Annotated in this window: 15 protein-coding genes; 5 read left to right on the top strand and 10 right to left on the bottom strand. The window is 60.4% G+C overall.

From position 1 onward, the window contains the following. The first annotated feature begins 326 nt into the window (after positions 1–326). Together HX899_RS21695 and HX899_RS21690 are read left to right on the top strand one after the other, a co-directional pair. The gene (locus HX899_RS21695) at positions 327–1,211 is read left to right on the top strand and encodes an NAD(P)-dependent oxidoreductase (RefSeq protein ID WP_181293362.1); all 885 of its coding nucleotides are present in this window, start codon (positions 327–329) and stop codon (positions 1,209–1,211) included. Further along, complete coding sequence (locus HX899_RS21690; RefSeq protein ID WP_181293361.1) at positions 1,208–2,419, top strand: LysR family transcriptional regulator; 1,212 nt, start codon at positions 1,208–1,210, stop codon at positions 2,417–2,419. The genes HX899_RS21695 and HX899_RS21690 overlap by 4 nt, the downstream gene beginning before the upstream one ends. 13 nt (positions 2,420–2,432) lie before the next feature. Here HX899_RS21690 and HX899_RS21685 read toward each other — a convergent pair whose 3' ends face one another. Then, positions 2,433–3,041: a LysE/ArgO family amino acid transporter gene (locus HX899_RS21685; RefSeq protein ID WP_180194348.1), complete on the bottom strand. Its 609-nt coding sequence runs from the start codon at positions 3,039–3,041 to the stop codon at positions 2,433–2,435. Between the two features lie 100 nt (positions 3,042–3,141). Between HX899_RS21685 and HX899_RS21680 the strand changes: the two genes are divergently transcribed. Continuing rightward, positions 3,142–4,035, top strand: a complete 894-nt coding sequence (locus HX899_RS21680; protein WP_180194001.1) for a LysR family transcriptional regulator ArgP — start codon at positions 3,142–3,144, stop codon at positions 4,033–4,035. Between the two features lie 48 nt (positions 4,036–4,083). On the opposite strand, the gene HX899_RS21675 is transcribed toward HX899_RS21680, so the two are convergent. The 7 genes from HX899_RS21675 to HX899_RS21645 all read right to left on the bottom strand — a co-directional run bounded on the left by HX899_RS21675 (position 4,084) and on the right by HX899_RS21645 (position 8,406). Continuing rightward, the gene (locus HX899_RS21675; RefSeq protein ID WP_138329120.1) at positions 4,084–4,443 is read right to left on the bottom strand and encodes a hypothetical protein; all 360 of its coding nucleotides are present in this window, start codon (positions 4,441–4,443) and stop codon (positions 4,084–4,086) included. A 107-nt stretch (positions 4,444–4,550) separates the two neighbouring features. Beyond that, entirely contained in the window at positions 4,551–5,033 is a 483-nt protein-coding gene (greA, locus tag HX899_RS21670; protein WP_181293360.1) for a transcription elongation factor GreA, read from the bottom strand. Between the two features lie 209 nt (positions 5,034–5,242). Next, positions 5,243–5,428, bottom strand: a complete 186-nt coding sequence (locus tag HX899_RS21665; protein ID WP_003560205.1) for a DUF3008 family protein — start codon at positions 5,426–5,428, stop codon at positions 5,243–5,245. A gap of 37 nt (positions 5,429–5,465) precedes the next feature. Continuing rightward, positions 5,466–5,675, bottom strand: coding sequence for a DUF2945 domain-containing protein (locus tag HX899_RS21660; RefSeq protein WP_138329119.1), 210 nt, complete (start codon positions 5,673–5,675; stop codon positions 5,466–5,468). A 70-nt stretch (positions 5,676–5,745) separates the two neighbouring features. After that, complete coding sequence (locus HX899_RS21655) at positions 5,746–5,979, bottom strand: DUF2171 domain-containing protein (protein ID WP_003560207.1); 234 nt, start codon at positions 5,977–5,979, stop codon at positions 5,746–5,748. 82 nt (positions 5,980–6,061) lie between these two features. Next, a complete protein-coding gene (locus tag HX899_RS21650; protein ID WP_181293359.1) occupies positions 6,062–7,018 on the bottom strand; it encodes a DUF2950 domain-containing protein in 957 nt (318 codons plus the stop codon). 20 nt (positions 7,019–7,038) lie between these two features. Continuing rightward, the gene (locus HX899_RS21645; protein WP_181293358.1) at positions 7,039–8,406 is read right to left on the bottom strand and encodes a DUF3300 domain-containing protein; all 1,368 of its coding nucleotides are present in this window, start codon (positions 8,404–8,406) and stop codon (positions 7,039–7,041) included. Positions 8,407–8,803: 397 nt separating this feature from the next. Here HX899_RS21645 and HX899_RS21640 point away from each other — a divergent pair, with 397 nt between their 5' ends. Together HX899_RS21640 and HX899_RS21635 are read left to right on the top strand one after the other, a co-directional pair. Further along, positions 8,804–11,518 carry an MGH1-like glycoside hydrolase domain-containing protein gene (locus tag HX899_RS21640; RefSeq protein ID WP_181293357.1) on the top strand — a complete coding sequence of 905 codons (2,715 nt, stop codon included), beginning with the start codon at positions 8,804–8,806 and terminating at the stop codon, positions 11,516–11,518. A gap of 173 nt (positions 11,519–11,691) precedes the next feature. Then, complete coding sequence (locus tag HX899_RS21635) at positions 11,692–12,552, top strand: SDR family oxidoreductase (protein WP_138330011.1); 861 nt, start codon at positions 11,692–11,694, stop codon at positions 12,550–12,552. Between the two features lie 133 nt (positions 12,553–12,685). On the opposite strand, the gene HX899_RS21630 is transcribed toward HX899_RS21635, so the two are convergent. Beyond that, positions 12,686–13,714 (bottom strand): DUF2955 domain-containing protein, encoded by a 1,029-nt coding sequence (locus HX899_RS21630; RefSeq protein WP_138329115.1) that lies wholly within the window; start codon positions 13,712–13,714, stop codon positions 12,686–12,688. Beyond that, complete coding sequence (locus tag HX899_RS21625; RefSeq protein ID WP_138387448.1) at positions 13,704–14,810, bottom strand: HlyD family secretion protein; 1,107 nt, start codon at positions 14,808–14,810, stop codon at positions 13,704–13,706. The genes HX899_RS21630 and HX899_RS21625 overlap by 11 nt, the downstream gene beginning before the upstream one ends. Between the last annotated feature and the right edge of the window lie 95 nt (positions 14,811–14,905).

Genomic DNA, 14,905 nt, shown 5'->3' with positions numbered 1-14,905 from the left:
TCGTTCCTAGTTGACGGGATTTCATGCCTCGGCCTGCCGTTTGCCAATTTGGAATTGCGCCGATCTCATAAGTTTTCGCTATAGGAAAACCTCAGCTGATCCCCTCGGGCAGCGAACTATAGCTTTTTCTTATATCTCGCCGATCATTTTGAAATGGGCATTTCCCTCACATCCGGACAGCCTAACGTTACGATCAGGCTCGAAGACCCATGTCGAGGCATCACATATATGCCTTCTCGCGGCAGGCGCGGCCGGGACCGCGCCTGCCTGCCCAATTTCACTTCGAGGAACGAGCTGCCCGGCAGCACGGGGAAAGGGAAAAACCGATGTCGGCGATTGCAACGATCGGATTCGGCGAAGCAGCGCAGGCCTTTGTGTCGGGCTGGATACCCGAGAATGGCGCTGCGTCCCCCGGTAGGATCTCCACATTCGACATAAAGGTGGAGGATCCATCCCAGCGTAGCGATTTGCTCCGGGCCTGTTCGGAACTTGGCGTCGACTGCGCCGAAACTCCGGGACTGGCATTGGCGGGCGCCGGCACCGTCTTCAGTCTAGTGACTGCGGATCGCTCTCTGGAAGCTGCGGCGCGCGCCGCCGAATTCCTCGACAGGGACGCCTTGTATCTCGACTGCAATTCCTGCTCCCCCGCGACGAAGGCGGCCGCCGCCAAGCTCGTCGAAGCCGCCGGCGCCGTCTATGTCGACGTCGCCGTGATGTCGCCCGTCCATCCCGCCCGTCATCGAACGCCGCTGCTGATCTCCGGATCACAGGCCGACCGCGCGCAACGCCTGCTCCTCGACCTCGGCATGAACATCCAGACCGCGGGAGACGAGGTCGGGCAGGCCTCCTCGATCAAGATGCTCCGATCGGTGATGATCAAGGGTTTCGAAGCGCTGACCGCGGAATGCCTGCTTGCCGCGCGCCGCGCCGGGGTCGAGAAGGCAGTGCTCGCCTCTCTCCAGGCTTCTGATCCCGGGATGGACTGGACCGCGCGCGCAGCTTACAACCTTGAACGCATGATGGCCCATGGGAGGCGGCGGGCGGCGGAGATGCAGGAAGTCGCCGCGACACTGAGGGAACTCGGCCTGCCGGACCGCATGGCCTCGGCAACGACCGACTGGCAGCGGCAGATCGGCGAATTGGACATCCGCACGGAGGAGAATTCTCTGGAAGCGCGGGCGGATGCCATTCTGGAGCGTAATTTGACTTGAATCCGACAGCATCTCAGGCATCGCAAGTCCAGCACAACCTCCGCCACCTCCGGGTCTTCCTGGCAGTGGTCGACACCAATTCCGTGACCCGGGCCGCCGATGTCTGCCATCTCTCGCAGCCCGCCGTCACGCAGGCGCTCTCCAAGATAGAGCGCGGCCTGCGCACGACCCTCTTCACCAGGACCCCGCAAGGACTGTTCGCCAATGCGCAGGGCGATGTCCTCGCAAAGCGCGTACGAAGAGCCTTCGGTTTCCTCGATCCGGCCCTCAATGAACTCAGCCCCCGCCTTCGCATGGTCGCGACGTCCTCGCAGCTGCAGGCCCTCATCGCCGTGCGCGAGGCCGAGAACTTCACGCTTGCCGCTCGCAGGCTCGGCCTGGCACAACCGACCGTTCACCGGGCGGTGACGCAGCTTGAGGAGGAAGCCGCCCGCCCGCTGTTCGAGCGGACTTCCTACGGCATCGTCGCCACCCGCGCCGCCGGGACGCTCGCCCAGGCCGCACGCCTCGCCTTTGCCGAACTGGCGCAGGCGGAGGTGGATCTCGCCGAAACACATTCGGAAGAAGCAGGCCGGATCGTCATCGGTGCGATGCCGCTTTCACGCTCCTTCGTGCTTCCGAGAGCTATTGCCGAGTTCCGGAAGTTCCGTCCGAACACGCCGATCCACATTCTCGAAGGTCCCTATGCCGATCTGCTTGCCGGCCTCAGGCGCGGCGAGATCGATTTCCTGATCGGCGCGTTGCGCGATCCCGCACCGATCGGTGACGTCGAGCAACGCTTCCTGTTCAACGATACGCTGGTCATAGTTGCCGGCAGCAACCATCCGCTGACGGCACGCTCCGAGCTCTCGGTCGAGGAACTCGCGGCCTATCCATGGATCGTCGGCCAGCGCGGCACGCCGATCCGGCGGCATTTCGACACCTTGTTCGAGGGCCTGGACCGCCCGCCGACAAGCATCGTCGAGTCCAGTTCGCTCATCCTGATGCGCGAACTGCTGAACGGAACGGACCATCTCGGCTGCATTTCCTATCTGCAGGCCCAGGCGGAATTGTCACGCGGCCTCCTCAAGGCATTGCCGCTCGACCTCAGCCACACCGCACGGCCGATCGGCCTCACCCTGCGCGTCAACTGGATGCCGACGCGCGCGCAGGAACTATTCCTGAGGTTCGTCTCGTCGAACGAGGAGTCGGCCGCCGAAACGCGGTGAAGCGGATCGGCGGTCACAACCCGCCCAGCAGCTTGAACGCTATGATCCACATCGTGAAAGCGACGAGCGTTTCCAGCATGCGCCAGGATGAGGGTTTCGAGAAGATCGGCCGCAGCCGCTTCGCGCCATAACCGAGCGAAAAAAAGAACAGGAAGGACCCCGTCACCGCCCCTGCCGCAAAAGAAGCCTGCTCTCCCGGATATCGTGTCGATATCGTGCCGAGCAGTACCACGGTGTCGAGATAAACATGCGGATTGAGCCAGGTGAGTGCGAGGCAGGTTGCCAGCGTCTGCCGAAAGCTCGACGTTTTGGCCTCCCCGGCTGTCAGAGCGGCGGACGACCGCAAGGCGGAATAGAGGCTTCTTGCCCCGTACCAGATCAAAAATACGGCTCCGCCGTAGCGCATGACGGGATCGAGCCAGGGCATGAACCTGGCGATTTGATGGAGGCTGGTTACGCCAAGCACTATCAGCGCCGCATCGGAGACCGCGCATGCGAGGCAGACGGCGAACACATGTTCGTTGCGCAAGCCCTGGCGCAGGATGAAGGCGTTCTGCGCGCCGATGGCGACAATCAGGCTGAGGCCCATCATCAGGCCGGTTCCATAGATCGAAAAATTCATCTCTTCAGCCAATGCCCTCATTTCGGTGAGGATTGCGCTATCGCGATTGGGAGAATTAGGCTAATTAATCCAGCTTACTTCGATTAAGTGAAACTAATCCATGCTCGACTATCCCGCTCTTCGCGCCGTCGCAACGATTGTCCAGACAGGCAGCTTCGAAAGAGCTGCGACCGTCCTGAACGTGACCCCTTCGGCCATTTCGCAGCGCGTGAAGCAGCTCGAAGAGCGTCTCGGCGTCGTCCTCATCGTCAGGGGCACGCCGTGCACGGCGACGGAAAAGGGAGAATGGCTCTGCCGCCATATGGAGAATGTCGGCATGCTCGAAGCCGAACTCTTCGGACAACTGCCGGCCCTCGCCGATCCCGACGAACCACGCCAAAGGGTCACGCTTCAAATCGCGACGAATGCCGACAGCCTCGGGACATGGTTCGTCGAGGCGATGTCGAATTTTGCCAAAAGCTCTTCCTATCTGCTGAACGTCGCCGTCGACGACCAGGACCACACCGCCGAATGGCTGCAGCGCGGGCGGGTGATCGCCGCCGTCACCAGCCTGGAAAAGCCGGTCCGCGGCTGCCGGCGTTTTGCACTCGGCGTTCTGCGTTACCATGCAACGGCAACCCCCGACTTCGTCGCACGCTATTTTCCGCAGGGCGTGACATCAGAGGCGATCCGCAACGCTCCCGCGCTGACCTTCAATCAAAAGGACAGGCTGCAGAGCAGCTGGATCAGGCGAACATTCGGACGCGATCTCGATTACCCCACCCACTGGCTGCCTTCGCCGCAGAGCTTCGTCGAGGCCAGCCTTTCGGGCATGTGCTGGGGAATGAACCCGACCCAACTGACCTGCGAGCACCTCGCATCCGGACGGCTGGTCGAGCTGGTGCCCGACACGCCGCTCGATGTCCCGCTCTATTGGCAGATCAATCGCCTCGCCGCCGACCGCCTGGCGGATCTGACACGCGAAGTCGTCACCGTGGCCAAGCGCCGTCTTTGATGCATCACTCAAAAATGCAGCATCATCCCGGTGACCGGGTCGCTTTTATCAGACGTAAGCCGTGCGGCTGCCGAATTCGCTGGTTTCGTCAAAATTCGTCGTGCCGATACGCTCGCTTTCGCCGGAGAGTTCTTTCGGAGCTTCGCCGGCGGGCTTCGATGCAGCAGACGCTTGAGTTTGGCTGCTCTCGCTCGCTTCGAGCTTGGCGATCTTTGCTTCCAGCGTATCGATAGATTTTTCGATCGTGGCCTTCTCTTGCTCGTCCTGCGTTTCCGACAGGGCTGCCTTCTTTTCGGCAAGCTGTGCCTCGAGAGAGGCAAGCTGATCCGACGAACTGGAAGACGAGGTTGAAACGGCTGAACTCAAAATGGTGGATGCAGAACTGGAAATTGCGCTGACCATGAGCATGACTTTCGATGATGGAGTGCCATCGTTCTAGCCACGGATGGTAAAGGTTCGATAAATAAAGTACCAAACGGTACTAAAATTATGAGAGCTACGCGAATAGCACTCTCCTATGCGATGGCGATGATTTCCAGTTCCTGGCCGCCTGTCTCCACCACATCGCCGACAGCCTTGCCCATCAGCAACCGCGCCACCGGGGAGACGTAGGAAATCGATCCGGCCTTGGGATCAGCCTCGTCCTCTCCGACGATGCGATAGGTCTGCACACGCCCGTCGTCGCGACGGAAGGTCACCGTGCTGCCGAAGGCGACGGTCTCGATTGACGTAGAGGCAGGCATGAGCTGAGCGGTGCGAAGTCTTGCGGCTAAGTAGCGAAGATCACGCAATGGATTGGCCGTCTGCCGCCGCCGTTCGTTCACGTCTTCGATGGGGCTCGCAGCATCATAGACCTCGCGAGCCTGCTGGAACTGTAATTCCAGAGCCTTCAATCCCGCTTCAGTGACCAGGTTCGGATGCGGCGAAATCGGACGATCGGGCAGCAGGGTTTCCGAAGCGGTTTCGAAACTCTCTTCCTTGGTAAAAGCGACGGCCAATCTCGGACTCCGTTTTAGCGCGATGCGCTCTTCTAGCTGATGGGCAATTGCCCTGAAACGATCGTCGGAACCATACACCGACCGCGGCCGAACTGCCAATCTTGCTTCATAGGCAGCCGTCGCGGCGGCAGAGGCAGCCGCTTTCAAGGTTCACGCCCTAGCTGTTAAGCGGCGGGAACGTCTTGCAACGCATGGCGGTTCGACATCTCTCATTTCGAGACGTGCTGAGGTTTGCCTTTCCTCTTGGTTGAGGCAAATTCCTCGAGCTGTTTCTCGCTCATGGATTCGACCATCTGTTTCGAGGCGCCTTTGAGTTCGCTCTTCGGCGTCTCGCCACGCTTGGCCGAAAGTGCGGCGCCTGCCGCCTTCTGCTGGGCCTTGGACTTGGCTGGCATATCGATCTCCTTTGCTCGAACAGAACGGCCGCGGGCGTCAAAGCTTCTTGAGTTCGTCAGGCTTGTGTGCCGCCCGCTTTCCCGATTTGTCGCTCTCGACGATATATTGCGGCTCGGCCTTCGATGCCTTCACGCTGTGGCCTTTGATCTTCGTCGGAGTGCTCTGCTTTTTGACTACCCTGCCCTCGGTCTTTCCCTGGCTGGTATTCCAGCTTACCTCATCGCCGCTCTTTAATTGCTTCGACATGGCGGGCTCCTTTGATCATGATGCCGAAAAGTGTGGAGGCTGCGGCCGGTAAGCCGCAGCCGACCGGCTATCAGTTGATGGTAGCCCATTGCATCCGGACATCCCTGGCGTTCTTCGACAGATGGACGTGAGCATCCACGTGATCGACCCAATCGATCGGGATCAAGTGGTGCTTGCCGTCTTCCGAGTCGAGCTTCGTCAGCTTGATGCGCGTGGGGCCGTCGAGATGATCGACTGAGCCGACATGGGTGCCGTCGGCAGCCCGCACTTCCATATGCTCACGGATCTGATCTGCGGAAATCATCGTTTCCTCCTTTGCATCATTGTCAGGTACGAAGCGGCAACGAGGTGGAGCAAACTTGGTTCCCAACACGCGAGACCCTCGTTCAATCAGGAGTCACGTCCCAATTGTCACCCGGGTTGAAGGTCCTGACGCCAGCAGCCATTTTTTCGGTCTCCCGGCCGAGATCGGCCTGGTAGACCGTGCCGTTCGCGTTCACGACGAATGTGTGCACGCCGGTTTCGCCATATCGGATCGGCCAGGCGATAAGGGCGAATCCTGCGATCATGTTGCCGTTGATCACATAGTCGAACTCTCCGCCCGCGATGTTCGGTCCCTGGCCGTCGATGATCCTGTAGCGATAACCGTAATAACCTTCGCCGGCCTTGGCCTTATCAAGCGCGGCATTGTCTTCGAGAGCGTTGCCCGCCGGGCTATCCCCCTCGCCCAGATCAGGCGACCAATAGAGACCGTCGGTTTTGCCGTCGCTGCTGATCAGTTTCTGGGCATATTCGAGAACGCCGTCGTCGTCGTGGTCAGCGGAAGAATATTCCTTTTGGGCATCGACATAGGCCTGCATCGTGTCGATGGTCTGCAATTCGTTCTCGCCGACGCGACGATTGATGATCTCCTCGAACCCGGCATAGGTGTCGAAACCCCACTTGCCATCGTCGCCCTTCACGATCGGAAATGGCAGAGGCCATAGTTTGTCGCCGATCTCGATGATCTTGCGGCCATCGACGTCCTTCACGACGATCTTCTTCTTCGTGCCGTCGCGGATTTGGGCATAGGTGTCCATCACCCCTTCGCCTGCCTTCGCTTTCGCTGCATCGATACCGAGCAGCGCCGCGAACTTGTCGAAATCATCAGCCGCTAGCGCCGCCTTGAAGGCGTCGACGGCTTGTTCCGGCGTCTCGAATATGGGCGGATCGCTCTGCGAAGCGAAGCCCGAGATGACGGTCGCATCGGATGGCTCTGCTGCAGATGCCGGAACCGGATTGGTGGCGAGAGCCGCAAGAGCGAACACCGAACCCAGAAGCATGTTTCTGACTGACTTTGTCATGACTTTCCTCCTTCTTCTGGTTATCGACGACGGCCGCCGCCGCCACCGCCGCGGCGCATTTCTCCACCGCCACCACCGCGGTTGCCTCCGGCCATGGCCTGTCTGCCGCGGCTGGACTGCATCTGAGCGCGCCTGCCGCTGTCGACCTGACCGAGCGCCGAAGGCTTTCTGGGCCGGCTGTCGACCCGGGCCGCAGGCTTCGGCTTTGCGACCGGGCGTTTGGCGTTGACCCCGGGCCTTGCGTTTTCGGCAGCCCTGTTCGGTGTTCTTGCGTCGGGCCTGCGGTTCTGCGCAGCCTGCGCTACCTTCCCGCCCCCAGCCGCCGCGCCTGTATTGGCTGCCTTGTTGCGAGTAGCATTTACCCTGTCCGCATCGATCTTACTCTTGCGAACATCGTTGACACTGACTTTGCCTGGCTTGTCGCGGAGCGTGTTCGCACGGTCGTTGCCTCTTGCTCCGACCCTGTTGCTGGCGTTCGCCTCGATACTGGTCCGGAAGGAGCTGCGGTCGATCTTGTTGAACTGCGCGCTGTCGAACCCGATCTTGCTGCGGTCGACGTTTTTCCAGTCGACGTCGTTGATATTCACCTTGCCGTTGATGTTGTTCAAACAGTTGTTGCAATCGATATCGACATTGCCGTTCCAGCGCCCGCCCCATACGCCCCAGCGGTTCCAGTCGACGGCGGCGGCCCACACCGCTCCCGTCACCACGCCCGCGAAAAAGGTGGCGGTCGGATAGTAGTAGTTCGGATACGGCTCGGAATAGTAGCCGATAGGCTCGGCCACATAGTTCGGTTCATACAGCATCTCCGGCGCGTATTGCGGAACATAGATCTTCTCAGGACTGGCGGAGACGATCACGACGTTGTCGTTCTCCTGGCTGACCTTGATCTTGTCGTCGGTCTTGATGATGCCGTCGGCGACCGCTTTGTCGCGCAGTTGCTGTATGGCGATCAGAACGTCCTTCTGCTGGTAGGAAAGCGCCTCTCCGAGAGACTGCGTCCAGTCCAGATCCTCGCTCATCATCGTCACGATCTGAGGATAATTCAGCAGCGATACGATGCTGCCATCCCACGTCGTCTTCGGCTTGAGCTTGGGCTGCTTCTTCAAGGTTTCGAGGAACCGGGCTGCTTCCACGACCTGCAGCGGATAGAGCGACGCCGACGTGACGAGCGCAACCAGTTCGTCCGGATACAGCGCGATCCGCGCCACCAGGATTTCGAGTTCGTCCTCGCTCAGAGGCGCCGGCGCGTCGTCTTCCGCCGTGACGGGATTGGAAGCGGCCGGCTCCTGCGCGGCGGCGGTCAGCGTCAGATGTGGCGAAAACGGGAACCCTGCAAAAGGCAGGAACAGGCCCGTGGCGAGTAACAAAGCGTGAGGTCTAGCCATCTCAAATCCTCCTTGCGGTCAGACATGGTGTGTAGGCTGTCGACTATTGTATCTTCGCTCGTGCCGCATACTCCTCCCAGTGGAGGAGGATTGATAGCTAAACATCGGCCAAGTCGTCTTTTGCTACAGATTTATAGCAAAGACAGCTCCAGGCGTAGTCGCGGAACCGATCTCGGACGTATGTTACAGTAACACACTTACAAAAGCGGAGTTCAGCGCGCAGGCTAAATCGACCGCGTACAGGATCTCCCCTCTGCCTTTTGCGGGAGTGTAGATGGGCCGCCATACCTGCCTCTCCTTCAGTTCAGCCGATTGATCACGAAGTCATGGTCACGGACCACTGCCTCCTTTGAAGGCGATATGGCATGCCAATTATCAGTGACCGTGAGGACGCGTGATGAATGCTGAATCCCAGCGCCTCCGGGAGGCGCGAGACGGAAAAGCCGACTGGAAGAAATGGGGGCCCTACCTGTCCGAACGGCAGTGGGGAACCGTTCGCGAGGATTACAGCGAGGGCGGCGATGCGTGGGACTATCTCACCCACGACCAGGCCAGGTCGCGCGCCTATCGCTGGGGCGAGGACGGTCTGGCGGGTATCAGCGACAGCAAGCAGCGGCTGTGTTTTGCGCTGGCTCTCTGGAATGGACAGGATCCAATCCTGAAGGAGCGGCTGTTCGGCCTTACCAACAGCGAGGGCAATCACGGCGAGGATGTTAAGGAGTACTACTTCTACCTGGATTCGACGCCGACCCACTCGTACATGAAGTATCTCTATAAATATCCTCAATCCGCCTATCCCTACGACGACCTGGTGGAGACCAATAGCCGGCGCGGGAAAGGCGAGCTTGAATACGAACTGGTCGATACCGGCGTGTTCGACGCCGATCGCTACTTCGACGTCTTCGTCGAATATGCCAAGGCAGCACCCGAGGACATTCTTGTCGAGATCACCATTGCCAATCGCGGTCCGGAAGCGGCCACCCTGCACGTGCTGCCGACATTATGGTTCAGGAATAGTTGGTCCTGGGGTGAAGAGGGTGACAAGCCAACCCTGGAACGTGTGGAGCGGAATGACGCTCCGGCTGTGATCGCTGCTAAAGCCGCGCCTGGGCTGCCGGCGGACGCGGACGTCACACGATATCTCTATTGTGACGGCTCGCCGGCGCTGCTGTTCACCGAAAACGAGACGAATACGCAACGTCTGTTCGGCGTTCCGAGTGCCACTCCATTCGTCAAGGATGGGATCGACAGCTTCGTCGTGCATGCCCGCACCGACACCGTGAACCCGCAGCAGATCGGAACCAAGGCTGCGGCACACTATGTCGTCATCGTGGATGCCGGGCAATCCCGGACGTTGCGGCTGCGCCTATGTGACCTGCCGCCGGCTGCAGGATCCAAGAATGTCCGGCCAATGTTCGATCGTTCGTTCGACGACGCGATGCAGGCGCGTCGGCGCGAAGCCGATGAGTTCTACGCTTCGATCACGCCGCCGTCGATGACGGCCGACGCCGCCGATGTCATGCGTCAGGCTCTGGCGGGCATGATGTGGGGCAAGCAGTTCTATCTGTATGACGTGAACAAATGGCTGGACGAACACGGCGTCGATCCATTCGATCCGAAGCGCCGGATCGAACAGCGTAACGTCGGCTGGCATCACATGTACAATGCCGACATCATCTCCATGCCGGACAAGTGGGAATATCCCTGGTACGCAGCCTGGGATCTGGCATTCCAGGTGATCGCTCTGACGATGGTCGATCCCGACTTCGGCAAGGATCAGATCGATCTGATGCTGCGCGAAGCCTATATGCATCCGAACGGGCAGATACCGGCGTACGAGTGGAATTTCGGCGACGTCAACCCGCCTGTCCACGCCTGGGCGACGATCTTCACCTACCGCCTGGAGCAGGCGCGGTCAGGCAAGGGCGACGTCGCCTGGCTTCAGAAATCCTTCCAGAAACTGCTTCTGAACTTCACCTGGTGGGTCAACCGCAAGGACCGATCCGGCAAGAATGTCTTCGAAGGCGGCTTCCTTGGGCTGGACAATATCGGGGTGTTTGACCGCAGCGCGCCGCTGCCGACCGGGGGCTATCTGGAGCAGGCAGACGGCACCGCATGGATGGCGCTCTACTGCCAGAACATGATGGAGATAGCGACCGAATTGGCTCTCAAGGATGCGGGCGGCGAGGAGATGGTGCTCAAGTTTACACAGCATTTCCTATGGATAGCGTCGGCGATGATCCACGCAGGCGACGAGGTTGGAATGTGGGACGAGGAAGACGGGTTCTTCTACGACGTCCTCCGTCTGCCGGATGGGCAGGCCCAGCGTCTCAAGGTCCGCTCGATGGTCGGCTTGCTGCCGCTATGCGCCGCCACCGCGTTCGAGGGCGACATCTACCAACGGTATCCCGAGGTCACCAGGCAGATGAAGCATTTCTTCGATACGCGCCCGGAATTGATCGCCTTCATCCATGACCCGCGCAAGCCGGGTCACGCCAATCGTCAGCTCGCCTCGATACTGGACGAGAACAAGCTTCGTCGCGTGCTGTCGACGATGCTCGACGAGAATGAATTTCTCAGTCCCTACGGCATCAGGGCACTGTCGCGCTACCACGATGAGCACCCCTACGTCTTCCAGGTCGGCGATCATGAGCACCGCGTAGCCTATCTCCCGGCAGAATCCGACAGCGGCATGTTTGGCGGAAACTCGAATTGGCGCGGCCCGATATGGATGCCGATGAACGGCCTGATCATCCGGGCGCTGCTGCAATACTACAGCTACTATGGCAACGATTTCACCGTTGAATGTCCCACGGGTTCCGGCCGTCACATGAACCTCTATCAGGTCGCCGAGGAACTCACCCAGCGCTTGTCGGCCATCTTCCTGCGAGGAAACGATGGCAAACGACCCGTGTTCGGCGGGCAAGCCAAGTTCCAGGACGATCCGCACTGGCAAGACTGCCTTCAGTTCTACGAATATTTTCACGGCGACAACGGCGCCGGTCTTGGCGCGAACCATCAGACAGGCTGGACCGGGTTCATCGCGCGGGGAATGCATTTGTTCGCCTCGGGTTCGCCTGAGGCGTGGCTTGAACGCGCCAAGACCTCCTAGAGAAATTTCAGCACAAGTGCGCAGCGGTTTTGCGTCCGGAATTGCGTGAAAACAAAGAGATAGAATGCTTCCCTGATTCTAAGAAAAACGGAAGCGCTCAAGGGCAAATGCTCGGCGGCGCCGATCGAATTTACACCGGACAGCTCGGCTCCGGCAAATGAGGAGTGGTCATCATGGAAAGTTACTACGAGAACCGGCAGTTGCCTCAGCCGGTGATTCCAACCCTGCCACCGGTCCATCTGCTGAAGGGGCAGACTGCCCTCGTCACCGGCGCCAATTCCGGGATCGGCCGTGGGATCGCCCTCGCTCTCGGCAAGGCGGGAGCGAACGTGGTCGTCAACTACGTCACGGCCCCAGAGGACGCCACGCAGGTCGTCGACGAGATTCAACAGGGCGGCGGGCGCGCGCTTGCGGTCGCGGCCGACGTTTCCAACGAGGCGCAGGTCGAGGCGATGTTCGCGACCGCCGTCGAGGAGTTCGGCACGGTCGACGTGTTCGTCAACAACGCCGGACTTCAGAGGGATGCCCCCTTTCACGAGATGACGAGCGCCCAATGGGACACCGTCATGAACGTCAACCTCAAGGGCGCGTTTCTATGTTCGCGCGCGGCCGTCCGGGAGTTTCTCCGGCGGGGCGTACGGCCTGATGTTTCCGTGGCAGCCGGCAAGATCGTATTCATCAGCTCGGTCCATGAAGTCATTCCCTGGGCCGGACACGTGAACTATGCGGCGTCGAAAGGCGGACTGATGCTTCTTATGAAAAGCCTAGCCCAAGAGGTCGCCGAAAAGCGCATCCGCGTCAACAGCATCGCCCCCGGCGCAATTCGCACGCCAATCAATACTAGCGCCTGGCAAACCTCGGAAGCCTACGCTGAGCTAATGAAGCTCATCCCGTACAAGCGCATCGGCGAGGCGGAAGAGATCGGCCGGACCGCGGTGTGGCTTGCGTCTGATTTCACCGATTACATCGTCGGATCGACGATCTATGTCGACGGTGGAATGACGCTTTACCCCGGTTTCGAAACCGGCGGCTAATGCATGTCGCGCAAAAGTGTGCAGCGGTTTTGCGATAACGACATGCGTAAAAAGAAAGACCTAAAGCGCGAGGAGCAGATCTGAAGGATTGGGGCACGCTTAGCTTTTCAGGTCGCTGCCGAAGCAAAGTGCGTCATGCCGAAATCCTCTCCGCGTTGCTGGCCCGTGGCCACAGGATCGCGGCAAATAGAAGTGCGTAGATCAAGGCCGCCGCGACATAGACGATACGGGTGGCGAAGGATTCTGCCGCACTCCCCGGCAGAGGCGAGACCCCGAGGCCAAAGAGGATCAGGAATGTCGTCAGGGCGCCAGCAAAAACCGGGGCGTCCTTTGACCGGGCAGCTGCGCGCCCTCCGAGCAGGAGGACGACAACGAGAACGATGAGGAAGATCGAGAGGAGATTAGGGCGCAGCGACAGCGCGGCATAAGCGACGGAGGCGAGCACCCCACCAAACAGATTGACGAGCACGAGCCCCATCGCTGCCCGCCCGCTCGCACCAACGTCGAGCTGTCCGAGCAACGACGCCACGGTGATCGGAATGACTGCCGCAGCCGTCAGGTTGTCGCTCGTCAGGCAGATCACGACGGAGCCCAAGAGGATGACTGTGTTTGCCAGCGCCCGAAGCAAGGCCGGCGGCCGCTCGTCGATCGCCACCGCCTCGACCTCCTGGGAGAACGGCTCGGGAAAGACCGCATGGGCGAGCCACATCAGAACCGCACCTGACAACACCCCGGCGACCAGGATGGACAGGATGGAATTGGCGAGCTCCTTGTTCAGGATGCCGAGCAGAGGCACGATGATCGAAACAACGAGCACGAGAAAGACGGCCGGTCCTCCCTTTCCCGTCGACTGTGCGGCGAAGCACGCAAAATAAGTTAGCCCCAGGATCAGAAGGAACGGCGCCGGACGGTCGCCGAGCACGTTGGTCAGAACCATCATCGCCATCCCGGCGATCAGGATGACGATCGCCGCGCCGATGGTCTTGCCGAGCGGCATGGGCCGCGAGCTGCCGAGCAGAAACTGGGCGGCAAAGAGCGGACCGAGGAACGGCACGATGGCCCCGGCATAGACTGCCAGCGTGAAGCCGATGGAGACCGCGAACGCAACCCGAAGCCCCTTGCGTTTCTGCTGCTCGACCGCGGGGCTCCTCTCAGCGAACATAGGTCAGCACCGACACGATGCGGATCCAGAGCGATCCCCAGGCATTGGTGATCGGGTTGTCGCCCGTGTAGATGACGACGGTCGCCTGCGAGCCGTAGCGCACGCCGCCCTTGGGCCGCTGCGCCTCCTCGATGATGAGCCGGACTGGAAACCGCTGCGGCTCCTGGACCCAGCCGCTATCACTCCGGATCGTCGGCAATCCGGTGTTCGGGTCCGTGCTGCCCTGCGATACGCCGAAACCAACGCTCTCGACTTGCGCCGGAAACACCCGACCGGGAAGCGCGTCGAAAAGGACTTCCGCCCGGTTGCCGACTGCTACATTCTCAAGGCTGTTCTCCTTGAAGGCGGCGGTGATCCAGATCGTGCCAGCATCGATGAAGGTCATGGCTGGCTGTCCAGCCGACACGACCTTACCGGTTGTAAGTTGGAGGTTGGTCACGACCCCGGCCGAGGGTGCCTGAACGGTGGTCCGCACCAGATCGAGTCGTGCCTTTTCGAGTGCTGCCAGAGCTGCCCGGAGCTGCGGATTGTCATTTCCGCTCGGCCCGAGCTGCTCCTTGGCCTTGGCCAGCTCGGCCTCAGCACCGGTGACGGCCGCCTCTGACTGACCGAAAGCCGATTTGGTTGAATCAGCCCGCGCTTTGGAATACACGCCCCTCTTTTGCAGCTCTTCGGCGCGCGCAGATTGTTCGCGAAGATTGTCCCGATCGACCTGGGCCGTTACGAGCTTTGCCTGCGCCGCATCGACAGCGGCCGTTGACGCGCCCATCGACTGGCCGACACTTGCAAGGCTCGCCTCGGCCTCACTGACCGCGAGCTCGTAGCGCTCGGGATCGATACGGAAGAGAACCTGATCGGCGTCGACCCTCGAGTTGTCGACGACTCCCACTTCCACCACCCGGCCGGTGACTTCGGGCGCGATGCCGACGATATAGGCCTGAACTTGAGCCTGCGAGGTAGATGGCGTGCGCCGCTCCATGAAGACGGAGAGGACGAACAGGACGAGCGCCAGAAGGACGACAATGAGGGCTATCCTGCGGAGTGGATTCCGAGGCGCTGGGGAAATGGCAGGCTCGTCCAAGTTTTCGGAAACCACGGCAATATCCTTCGGAAGCGTTTCGTTTCGTGGAAGCGTAAAGTTTCAACGCCGGACGTCTGTCGCGATGGTCGTTACCGGGCGATGGAACGCAA

It is taken from the genome of Rhizobium sp. WYCCWR 11146 (assembly GCF_013591995.1).
Classification (GTDB): domain Bacteria; phylum Pseudomonadota; class Alphaproteobacteria; order Rhizobiales; family Rhizobiaceae; genus Rhizobium; species Rhizobium indicum.
This window is presented reverse-complemented; position numbering and strand designations above follow the sequence as displayed.

Coding starts and splice junctions, on each gene's coding strand:
- HX899_RS21685 (WP_180194348.1), bottom strand. CDS start 3,041: ATGAATTTTTCGATCTATGGAACCGGCCTGATGATGGGCCTCAGCCTG.
- HX899_RS21660 (WP_138329119.1), bottom strand. CDS start 5,675: ATGTCGAAGCAATTAAAGAGCGGCGATGAGGTAAGCTGGAATACCAGC.
- HX899_RS21650 (WP_181293359.1), bottom strand. CDS start 7,018: ATGACAAAGTCAGTCAGAAACATGCTTCTGGGTTCGGTGTTCGCTCTT.
- HX899_RS21665 (WP_003560205.1), bottom strand. CDS start 5,428: ATGCCAGCCAAGTCCAAGGCCCAGCAGAAGGCGGCAGGCGCCGCACTT.
- HX899_RS21630 (WP_138329115.1), bottom strand. CDS start 13,714: ATGTTCGCTGAGAGGAGCCCCGCGGTCGAGCAGCAGAAACGCAAGGGG.
- HX899_RS21695 (WP_181293362.1), top strand. CDS start 327: ATGTCGGCGATTGCAACGATCGGATTCGGCGAAGCAGCGCAGGCCTTT.
- HX899_RS21640 (WP_181293357.1), top strand. CDS start 8,804: ATGAATGCTGAATCCCAGCGCCTCCGGGAGGCGCGAGACGGAAAAGCC.
- HX899_RS21635 (WP_138330011.1), top strand. CDS start 11,692: ATGGAAAGTTACTACGAGAACCGGCAGTTGCCTCAGCCGGTGATTCCA.
- HX899_RS21675 (WP_138329120.1), bottom strand. CDS start 4,443: ATGCTCATGGTCAGCGCAATTTCCAGTTCTGCATCCACCATTTTGAGT.
- HX899_RS21655 (WP_003560207.1), bottom strand. CDS start 5,979: ATGATTTCCGCAGATCAGATCCGTGAGCATATGGAAGTGCGGGCTGCC.
- HX899_RS21645 (WP_181293358.1), bottom strand. CDS start 8,406: ATGGCTAGACCTCACGCTTTGTTACTCGCCACGGGCCTGTTCCTGCCT.
- HX899_RS21680 (WP_180194001.1), top strand. CDS start 3,142: ATGCTCGACTATCCCGCTCTTCGCGCCGTCGCAACGATTGTCCAGACA.